The sequence below is a fragment of the Streptomyces sp. WAC 04229 genome, assembly GCF_003947455.1.
Lineage (GTDB): Bacteria > Actinomycetota > Actinomycetes > Streptomycetales > Streptomycetaceae > Streptomyces.
In genome coordinates this window covers 20,260-29,705 of sequence record NZ_QHJH01000082.1, presented here as the reverse complement: position 1 = coordinate 29,705, position 9,446 = coordinate 20,260, and the positions used below count along the sequence as shown (strand labels likewise).

Here is a 9,446-nt window from a genome sequence, read left to right as displayed (position 1 = left end):
CGCGGGCGGGGGGTGCGTCGTCGGCGGCTTACTCGTGGACTTGGGTGGCCCGGCCGTGGGTCATCACGATCATGCGTCTCCAGGTGTGGCTGTACACGGCCACCGAGCAAGACGGCAAGGACGACGGGGCGGAGGGGCGCGGGGACGGGGACGCAGAGGCCATGGCCCGGCCGTCATGGCCGTGTTCTTCATCGGCTTGATCCGGGTGATCGTGAAGACCCAGGGCGGTGCCAACAAGGCCAAGGAGGACGCGGCCGTGGACGCCGCCCTCGCCCGGGCGGAGGGCGCCCGGCAGCAGTCCTCCCACGCCGAAGGCTGACCCCACCGCGCGTACGGCTCCCGCACGACCACGGGAGCCGTACGCCCTTTCCGTGCCCGTTTGCCAGCAGAACAGCACGTCCGGCACGCGGTCGGCGAGATCTCCCACTATCGTTCGGAACGTGCCTCGCCCATTGGGAGAACTCGAAGACGCGGTCATGACGAGGGTGTGGAAGTGGAACCGCCCCGTGACCGTTCGAGAAGTCCTGGAAGACCTCCAACAGGAACGGTCCATCGCGTACACCACCGTGATGACCGTTTTGGACAATCTCCATCAGAAGGGCTGGGTCCGCCGCGAGTCGGAAGGCCGGGCCTATCGATATGAGGCGGTCTCCACCCGCGCCGCCTACGCCGCCGCGCTGATGAACGACGCGTGGTCGCAGAGCGACAACCCCGCCGCCGCCCTCATCGCCTTCTTCGGCATGATGAGCGAGGAACAGCGGCAGGCCCTCAGAGACGCCATCCGCATCGTGCAGGGACCCGAAACCCCCGCGCCCAACCCCGGCTCGGTACCGGACGGCGGCGAGCGATAGCGTCCCCACATGTCAAATGCCATCACCGTCCGGCGGGCCCGTACCAGGGATGTCCCGGACGTACGCCGGCTCCTCGACGCGTACGTCCGCGACCGTATCCTGCTCGACAAAGCGATGGTGACGCTTTACGAGAGCATCCAGGAGTTCTGGGTCGCGGAACGGGACGACAACGCCGAGGTGGTCGGCTGCGGTGCCCTGCACGTGATGTGGGAAGACCTCGCGGAAGTGCGCACTCTCGCGGTGAAGCCGGGCCTGAAGGGGGTCGGCGTGGGGCATCACTTGCTGGAGAAGTTGCTGGACACGGCGCGCTGGCTCGGTGTTCGCCGCGTTTTCTGTCTGACCTTCGAAGTGGACTTCTTCGTCAAGCACGGCTTCGTGGAGATCGGGGAGACGCCGGTCGACACCGATGTCTACGCGGAGCTGCTGCGTTCCTATGACGAGGGCGTTGCGGAGTTCCTCGGTCTCGAACGAGTGAAACCGAACACCTTGGGTAACAGTCGGATGCTTCTGCATCTGTGATCGCCGGACAGGGCCAGACCCTATGTCCGAAACGCGTATGTTTCCGGCCCGGAGTCGGGCCGCCGGTCTCCGACGGGGGTTTGTGTTTTTCCCGCAAAAGCGGTTTGCTTTCCGGCGTAGTGCAGTACTGCATATAACAAGGGACGGCGATACGGCGGACGCCGACGGACCTCCGGCCCTCACGTTATCGATGAAAGGAAATCCGGTGGCACAGAAGGTTCAGGTCCTTCTTGTCGATGACCTCGACGGCGGCGAGGCAGACGAGACCGTGACGTTCGCACTCGACGGCAAGACGTACGAGATCGACCTCACCACCGCCAACGCGGACAAGCTCCGTGGTCTTCTCGACGCCTACGTCAAGGGTGGCCGCCGTACCGGGGGCCGTGCCTCGGGCGGTCGCGGCAAGGCGCGCGCCTCTTCCGGTGGCGGCCAGGACACCGCGGCGATCCGCGCCTGGGCAAAGGAGAACGGCTACGAGGTCAACGACCGCGGCCGTGTTCCCGCGATCATCCGCGAGGCGTACGAGAAGGCCAACGGCTGATCACCCGGCCCGCGACACCGCACGCGTCATCGCCCGTGTCACGGTCACCGGCCGCGCCCGGCGCCGAGCCGGACCCGGTGGCACTGCGTGGCCAGGGTGCGGACGAGCCGTGCGAGATCCGGGGCGCTTCCGGTGCCCCCGAGGACCGACAGCGTCGGCAGCGAGTTCTCCACCTCGCACCCCGGCTCCGGGGGCCGCAGCCAGAATGCGGCCCCCCGCGGCCCGTCACGGCCGGACCCCGGGCCGGTGGCGGGCGCGAGGGGCGCGAGGGGCGCGTCCATGAGGGCGCCCGTACCCGCCGCGGTCAGACCGAGCGGCAGGGACCCCCACTCCAGCCACTCCAGCAGCCCCGGCACCTCCTCGGCGCCGCCCGCCGCCACGAGCAGCAGCATCCGCTCGCCCCGGAGCGCCACCGGGCCCGTCGGTCCGAGCCGCTCCAGCGCCGCGCGACCGGCCTCGGCCGGGACATCCAGGACGTCGAAGCGGACGCCCACGCGCAGCCGGGGCGGTACTCCGGGCACCGTCGGCCACCCGAGCACGTCCTCGTACCAGGACCGCACCCCTTCCCACCGCAGCCCGGCCCACCGCGTGCCGCCCGCCTCGGGCGACCGGCGCGGCGGCGGCACGGCGGCAGGAGCCGGGGGGACGGGTGGGACCAGAGGGCCGGGAGCGGCCGGAGGGACGACGGGTACCGGGGGCGGGGCGCCAACCATGCCAAGCGCAACGGCCGAAAGTACGCCGGAGTTACGCTTGGTGCCGGAACGATTGCTCAGAGTGCCGGTAATGGGGGCGTGCGGGGGTGCGGGGAGGTGCAAGGTTGTTCGCCCGTAGCGGAGGGAACCGGCGCACGCGGCATGGAGTGTCAGTCCCAGCGGGTAAGACATCCCTAGTGGGAGGGGGCGACACGCAGATCGGGCCGTCTCGCGTTCGCCATCGGCGTACTGGCGAGTGGGGTAAGTGCCTGGCCTGCGGGAACATCGTCTCGCACCATCGGGTTGTGGCAGATGTCGGCGTCAGGGGTCAGGAGGCCATCGACGGTGTCGGCAGTTGGAATGAGCGGTCCCCGCTTGCGGGACTAAGCTGCGGAAGGACAGGGAGGGGAAGTTCCCCTTACTGCCTGACCGCTCTGAGGAGCGATTAACGATGTTCGAGAGGTTCACCGACCGCGCGCGGCGGGTTGTCGTCCTGGCTCAGGAAGAAGCCCGGATGCTCAACCACAACTACATCGGCACCGAGCACATCCTCCTGGGCCTGATCCACGAGGGTGAGGGTGTCGCCGCCAAGGCCCTTGAGAGCCTCGGGATTTCGCTCGAGGCGGTCCGCCAGCAGGTGGAGGAGATCATCGGGCAGGGCCAGCAGGCCCCGTCGGGTCACATTCCCTTCACCCCCCGTGCCAAGAAGGTCCTGGAGCTGTCGCTCCGCGAGGCCCTCCAGCTGGGTCACAACTACATCGGCACGGAGCACATCCTGCTCGGCCTGATCCGTGAGGGCGAGGGCGTCGCCGCCCAGGTCCTGGTCAAGCTGGGCGCCGATCTCAACCGGGTGCGGCAGCAGGTCATCCAGCTGCTCTCCGGTTACCAGGGCAAGGAGACCGCCACCGCCGGCGGTCCTGCGGAGGGCACGCCCTCCACGTCCCTGGTCCTCGACCAGTTCGGCCGGAACCTCACCCAGGCCGCTCGTGAGTCCAAGCTCGACCCGGTCATCGGGCGCGAGAAGGAGATCGAGCGGGTCATGCAGGTGCTCTCCCGCCGCACCAAGAACAACCCGGTGCTCATCGGTGAGCCCGGCGTCGGCAAGACCGCCGTCGTCGAGGGCCTCGCGCAGGCCATCGTCAAGGGCGAGGTGCCCGAGACCCTCAAGGACAAGCACCTCTACACCCTGGACCTCGGCGCGCTGGTCGCCGGCTCCCGCTACCGCGGTGACTTCGAGGAGCGCCTGAAGAAGGTGCTCAAGGAGATCCGCACGCGCGGCGACATCATCCTGTTCATCGACGAGCTGCACACGCTGGTCGGTGCGGGTGCCGCCGAGGGCGCCATCGACGCCGCGTCGATCCTGAAGCCGATGCTGGCCCGCGGTGAGCTGCAGACCATCGGTGCGACCACGCTGGACGAGTACCGCAAGCACCTGGAGAAGGACGCGGCCCTGGAGCGCCGCTTCCAGCCCATCCAGGTCGCGGAGCCGTCGCTGCCGCACACGATCGAGATCCTCAAGGGCCTCCGTGACCGGTACGAGGCGCACCACCGCGTCTCGATCACGGACGAGGCCCTGGTGCAGGCGGCCACGCTCGCCGACCGCTACATCTCGGACCGCTTCCTTCCGGACAAGGCGATCGACCTGATCGACGAGGCCGGCTCCCGGATGCGGATCCGCCGGATGACCGCGCCGCCGGACCTGCGCGAGTTCGACGAGAAGATCGCCGGCGTCCGCCGCGACAAGGAGTCCGCGATCGACTCGCAGGACTTCGAGAAGGCCGCGTCCCTGCGCGACAAGGAGAAGCAGCTCCTCGCCGCGAAGGCCAAGCGCGAGAAGGAGTGGAAGGCCGGCGACATGGACGTCGTCGCCGAGGTCGACGGCGAGCTGATCGCCGAGGTCCTCGCGACCGCCACCGGCATCCCGGTCTTCAAGCTCACGGAGGAGGAGTCCTCGCGCCTGCTGCGCATGGAGGACGAGCTCCACAAGCGGGTCATCGGCCAGGTCGACGCCGTCAAGGCGCTGTCCAAGGCGATCCGCCGTACCCGCGCCGGCCTGAAGGACCCGAAGCGTCCGGGTGGCTCGTTCATCTTCGCCGGTCCGTCCGGTGTCGGTAAGACCGAGCTGTCCAAGGCGCTCGCCGAGTTCCTCTTCGGTGACGAGGACGCGCTGATCTCCCTCGACATGTCGGAGTTCAGCGAGAAGCACACGGTGTCGCGTCTCTTCGGTTCGCCCCCCGGCTACGTGGGCTACGAAGAGGGCGGCCAGCTGACCGAGAAGGTCCGCCGCAAGCCGTTCTCCGTCGTCCTCTTCGACGAGGTCGAGAAGGCCCACCCGGACATCTTCAACTCGCTGCTGCAGATCCTGGAGGACGGTCGCCTGACCGACTCCCAGGGCCGGGTCGTGGACTTCAAGAACACGGTCATCATCATGACGACCAACCTCGGCACGCGGGACATCTCCAAGGGCTTCAACCTCGGCTTCGCCGCCGCGGGTGACAAGAAGACCAACTACGAGCGCATGAAGAACAAGGTCCAGGACGAGCTGAAGCAGCACTTCCGGCCCGAGTTCCTCAACCGCGTCGACGACGTGGTCGTCTTCCCGCAGCTCAGCCAGGACGACATCCTGCGGATCGTCGACCTGATGATCGGCAAGGTCGACGAGCGCCTCAAGGACCGGGACATGGGCATCGAGCTCTCCCAGTCCGCCAAGGAGCTGCTGTCCAAGAAGGGCTACGACCCGGTGCTGGGCGCGCGTCCGCTGCGTCGCACGATCCAGCGCGAGGTCGAGGACTCGCTGTCGGAGAAGATCCTCTTCGGCGAGCTGCGCCCGGGCCACATCGTGGTCGTGGACACGGAGGGCGAGGGCGAGTCCCAGACCTTCACGTTCCGCGGCGAGGAGAAGTCGGCGCTGCCCGACGTCCCGCCGATCGAGCAGGCGGCCGGCGGCGCGGGGCCGAACCTGAGCAAGGAGGCGTAGCCCTCCCGGGGTGAGCCAGGAGAGGGGCTGCACCGGGACTTCGGTCCTGGGGCAGCCCCTTTCGCGTGCTGTCAGCCCAGCTCGGCCCGCACCTCGGCGCCGGGGAAGAGGGCCGTGGCCCTGCCGAGGTCGAGAGCTCGGCCGGGGGCGGCAGCGAGGGACACATGGCGCACGTCGGGCAGGCGGGCGGGGAGGACCGAGAGGTCCTCGTCTCCCCGCAAGGCCCTGAGGCTGAGGCTGACGATGCCCGGGAGGGCCGGCATCGGTCCGAGGCCGTCCAGGAGCAGGGACCGGTCCAGGAGCAGGACGGTGACCCGCGGCAGACCCGCGACCTCCGACCAGTCCTCGCCGGTGAGCGGGGCCTTCGTGGCCAGGTATACGGCCTTCAGGGTGTCCCAGTGGGAGAGCCCTCGCAGCCCGGTGCCGGCGGTCGCCTCGTCACCGAGGTGGAGGTACCTCAGGGAAGCCCCGGTGGGCAGGGAATCCGTCAGCCGCGTGCCGGGGAGTTTCTGCGTCACGGTCAGCCGTTGGACTGAGGTCAGGTCCGACAGACCGGTGAGGTCGGCCGCCTGGATGAGCAGGAGGTCCGCGAGTGGAAGGCTCGCCAGCCGGTCCAGCCCTCGCGCCGACCCGCAGTGCACCAGCAGGCTCCGCAGGCGTGCGAAGACGGCCAGGTCGCCCAGCTCGGTCAGCGCGGTGTTGTTCGCAAGCTGCAGTTGTTCCACCGCATCGGTGTCCGGCACGCAGCCGACGATCTCGGCAGCCCGGTGCGCTCCGTCAAACGTCAGCCGGGGCCAGGGATCCATCAGCGGCATCGTTGCGCGCTGAGCCTCGGTCCCGCATGTCAGGACCAGCTCGTTCCGGTCGAGATGATCGAGTACTTCGAGGGCGTACCGGCGCTCGTCGAACCGATGCCAGGTTCCGACGAGTTGCCGTCGCACATCGAGGGCGGGATGTTCGCGGAACCGTCGCAGCACCGCCAGCGCGCCGTCCGGCTCGGTCGCCGCCAGCAGCGATGCCGTGATCGTCACGCCGTGGGCGTCCGTGTCCGTCAGCCCCTCCGGGCCGGGGAGCAGTTCCAGGACCAGTGGTCCGGCCTCCGCCAGGGCCTTGGCGTCGTCCTTCGACCGCGGCGGAATCAGTTTCCCCGCCCGCGCCTCCACCTCCGCGCGCACCCCCGGGTCCAGCGCCGTGGCATGTTCCAGGCACGCCAGGGCCAGCAACGTGAGCCGCGGGGAGTCCTCGGCGAGCAGCCGGCGCAGCAGCACCGCCCGCTCCCCGGGCCTGGCGTGGGCCACCGCCATGCGGACGACGTCTTCCCAGTGGGTGTCGGCCGCACGGGCCGCGATGACGTCCAGGTGGCCCTCCTCCACCGCGTACCGGGCGCCCAGGTAGTCCTGGAAGGTGCGGTGGACGAAGTCCAGACTGCCCTCGGCGGGCCGCCGGAGCAGCCCGCTGCGCAGCAACAGGGCCCGCAGGACCGTCGCCGCGTCGCCCCGTCCCGCCGCCGAGGCGACCGACGGCAGCGCGCGCTCCACGATGGACTCGGCCGTGGCGACGTCCATCTCCGTGCGCCCGCTGAGCACCAGCGCGTACGCGAGCCGCTGGAGCAGCTCCAGTTGGGCCTCCTCGCCCAGGTCCACGGCTTCCATGCCCCGCTCCCGGTCCCGGCGGGCGAGCAGCATCGTGAGGGCGGCGTCGTACAGCTCCTTCCGGCCGGTGGGGAGATAACCCCGCCGCTCCCGGTGCAAGGCGCAGATCAGGCCGCACATCAGGGGATTGGTGGCGAGGCGGGCCAGGTCGCGCTTGGTGTGCAGGGAGTCGAGCAGCAGGGCCTCGTACTCGGGGGCGCGCGCGGCCGTGTGCCAGCGGCGCACGAAGGTCGTGACGTCGGCCCGGCGCATCGGGGTCAGGGCCAGCTCCCGGAAGCCCTCGCCGGCCAGCCAGTCGGGGCGTACGGCGCTGGGACGGGAGGTGAGCAGCCAGCGGTTGCCGGGGTAGGCGCGGATCAGGGCGAGGAGCCAGTCGCGGGTGCGGTGCCGTTCGGCGGCGGGTATCTCGTCCAGGCCGTCGACGAGGACCAGGGCCCGGCCGGCCGTCAGCACACGCTCGGCCCAGCCCTCGGGCGGGGTGAGCGGGCATCCCACGGCCGTGAGGAAGGCGGTGGGCGCCGGCAGCGTGCCCGAGCGGATCAGGGTGCGCAGCGGCAGCACGTACGGGACCCGGTCGCCGTCCCGGGCGGCGGTGACCGCCAGCCACTGCACGAGGGTCGTCTTGCCGGAGCCGGCGTCGCCGCGCAGCAGCACCCGGTCGTGGGTGCGCAGGGCGTCCTCGGCGGGGAGCCGGACGGTGCGCTCCGGGTCGGTGCGCTCCCCGGGCAGGGCGGCGGCGTGTACCTCCTCGCCGGTCGCCTCCAGGCTCAGGTAGGCGACCTCCAGCGGCCACCTGTCGGGGGAGTCGCGCAGGTCGATGCCGTAGATGGTGATGTGGTTGTACTGCTCGGCCGCGTACGGCAGATATCGGCGCTCGAACGCCGTGTCCCGGGCGTCCGGGCGCGGGACGCGGGTGATCAGCTCGTCGACCTTGGCGATCAGCTCCGCCTGGCCGCGGGTCTGTTCCACGAGTGTCCGGGCGACGAAGGTGGAGCGCCGGGTGAAGAACTCCAGGATGTGCAGGCAGGCCCACTCCGTCGCCGAGTCGAGGAAGTGGCCCGCGTCTGCGGAGAGGCCGTCCCGGGGCCCGGCGGCGGTCCGCAGCCGGGCGGCGAGTTCCCGGTGCCCCAGCCGCACCGCCTGGACGTCGTCCATGTCCAGGTCGCCGAGGGCCAGCAGCCGCGCGGCCAGGGCGTCGGCGACGGCGGTCTCCTCGTCGCGCGGGAAGGGGCGTTCGCCGGGGGAGTCCAGGGCGTCGCCGACCAGCCGCCCCGCGAGCCCGCGCACCTCCTTCTCACCGAGGGTGCGCTGCTCGCCCCTGAAGGACACCAGGCCGGTCAGCCGGACCGGCCGGTCGACCAGTGCGGCGCCGGGGCCGCCGGTCACGAAGAGCTTCTTCACCAGCGGGGCGACCAGGCTGGACGCCAGCTTTCCGCCGAGTACGGTCGGTTCCACCTGCGGCTCCCCTGGTCGTTCGACCAGGGGAGCCTATCCGGCGTCAGGGCACCGGCGTCAGGACAACTGGCCGTCGTAGTCGGGCAGCTTGAACGTCTTCTCGGCGTGCCCGCCCGACAGGTCGGTGGCGCTGTTGCCGATGTTCGCGATGATCGTGTAGCCCTTCGACTCGATCTTCGCCCGCTGTTCGGTCTTGTACTCGGCGACGTCCCGGAACAGGTCGAGGAAGCCGCGCACGTGCAGGCCGGAGGAGTCGTAGCCGGCGTGCGCGAGGTTCCACTCGGTGGGCAGCTCGATGATGCCCGGCCGGGCGGTGACGAAGAACAGCGCGACGCCGCGCTCCTGGGCGTGCCGGGCGGCCTCCAGGACCGGCCGGTTGGCGGGCTGCGGGTAGCTGAAGCCGAAGTCGGTCTCCAGGGCGGTGTTGTCGATGTCGAGGACGATCGCCTGCTTCTCGCCGGGCCGGGCGTCCCCGATCCGCTCCTTCAGGTACGGCAGGGCGCCGTCCATCACAGCCCGGCAGTCCCGCTGCCAGGTGTCGTAGTCGACGTCCGCGGCGGCGGCCGTCACGGCGGTGGTCGAGGCGGCGGGGGCGGCCGGGGCCTCGGGAGTGGCGGCGCCGGCGGGTGTCACCGCCACGGTGAGCGCCGCCGCGGTGACGGCCACGGTGCCGACGGCCTGCCTCCAGGTACGCCGGGTCTGTCTGGTCTGTCCGGTCTGTTCGGTCATGGGGGGTTGGAGTCCTCTCATGCCTGCGCG

General features: G+C 70.4%; 8 protein-coding genes. 5 read left to right on the top strand and 3 right to left on the bottom strand.

Annotated elements, in window-relative coordinates:
- The first annotated feature begins 175 nt into the window (after nucleotides 1-175).
- The 4 genes from DMH12_RS21775 to DMH12_RS21760 all read left to right on the top strand — a co-directional run bounded on the left by DMH12_RS21775 (nucleotide 176) and on the right by DMH12_RS21760 (nucleotide 1,911).
- A complete protein-coding gene (locus tag DMH12_RS21775) occupies nucleotides 176-319 on the top strand; it encodes a hypothetical protein (RefSeq protein WP_125493178.1) in 144 nt (47 codons plus the stop codon).
- Between the two features lie 133 nt (nucleotides 320-452).
- Nucleotides 453-851 (top strand): BlaI/MecI/CopY family transcriptional regulator, encoded by a 399-nt coding sequence (locus DMH12_RS21770; RefSeq protein WP_122616865.1) that lies wholly within the window; start codon nucleotides 453-455, stop codon nucleotides 849-851.
- A gap of 9 nt (nucleotides 852-860) precedes the next feature.
- Nucleotides 861-1,370: an amino-acid N-acetyltransferase gene (locus DMH12_RS21765; protein ID WP_125493177.1), complete on the top strand. Its 510-nt coding sequence runs from the start codon at nucleotides 861-863 to the stop codon at nucleotides 1,368-1,370.
- A gap of 205 nt (nucleotides 1,371-1,575) precedes the next feature.
- Nucleotides 1,576-1,911, top strand: a complete 336-nt coding sequence (locus DMH12_RS21760; protein ID WP_125493176.1) for an Lsr2 family protein — start codon at nucleotides 1,576-1,578, stop codon at nucleotides 1,909-1,911.
- 44 nt (nucleotides 1,912-1,955) lie between these two features.
- On the opposite strand, the gene DMH12_RS21755 is transcribed toward DMH12_RS21760, so the two are convergent.
- The gene (locus tag DMH12_RS21755; RefSeq protein ID WP_221763136.1) at nucleotides 1,956-2,624 is read right to left on the bottom strand and encodes an SCO3374 family protein; all 669 of its coding nucleotides are present in this window, start codon (nucleotides 2,622-2,624) and stop codon (nucleotides 1,956-1,958) included.
- 430 nt (nucleotides 2,625-3,054) lie between these two features.
- Here DMH12_RS21755 and DMH12_RS21745 point away from each other — a divergent pair, with 430 nt between their 5' ends.
- Nucleotides 3,055-5,580: an ATP-dependent Clp protease ATP-binding subunit gene (locus DMH12_RS21745; RefSeq protein ID WP_125493174.1), complete on the top strand. Its 2,526-nt coding sequence runs from the start codon at nucleotides 3,055-3,057 to the stop codon at nucleotides 5,578-5,580.
- A 71-nt stretch (nucleotides 5,581-5,651) separates the two neighbouring features.
- Here DMH12_RS21745 and DMH12_RS21740 read toward each other — a convergent pair whose 3' ends face one another.
- Together DMH12_RS21740 and DMH12_RS21735 are read right to left on the bottom strand one after the other, a co-directional pair.
- Nucleotides 5,652-8,687 (bottom strand): NACHT domain-containing NTPase, encoded by a 3,036-nt coding sequence (locus DMH12_RS21740; RefSeq protein ID WP_125493173.1) that lies wholly within the window; start codon nucleotides 8,685-8,687, stop codon nucleotides 5,652-5,654.
- A 57-nt stretch (nucleotides 8,688-8,744) separates the two neighbouring features.
- Complete coding sequence (locus tag DMH12_RS21735; RefSeq protein ID WP_185832460.1) at nucleotides 8,745-9,416, bottom strand: HAD family acid phosphatase; 672 nt, start codon at nucleotides 9,414-9,416, stop codon at nucleotides 8,745-8,747.
- Nucleotides 9,417-9,446 lie beyond the last annotated feature (30 nt).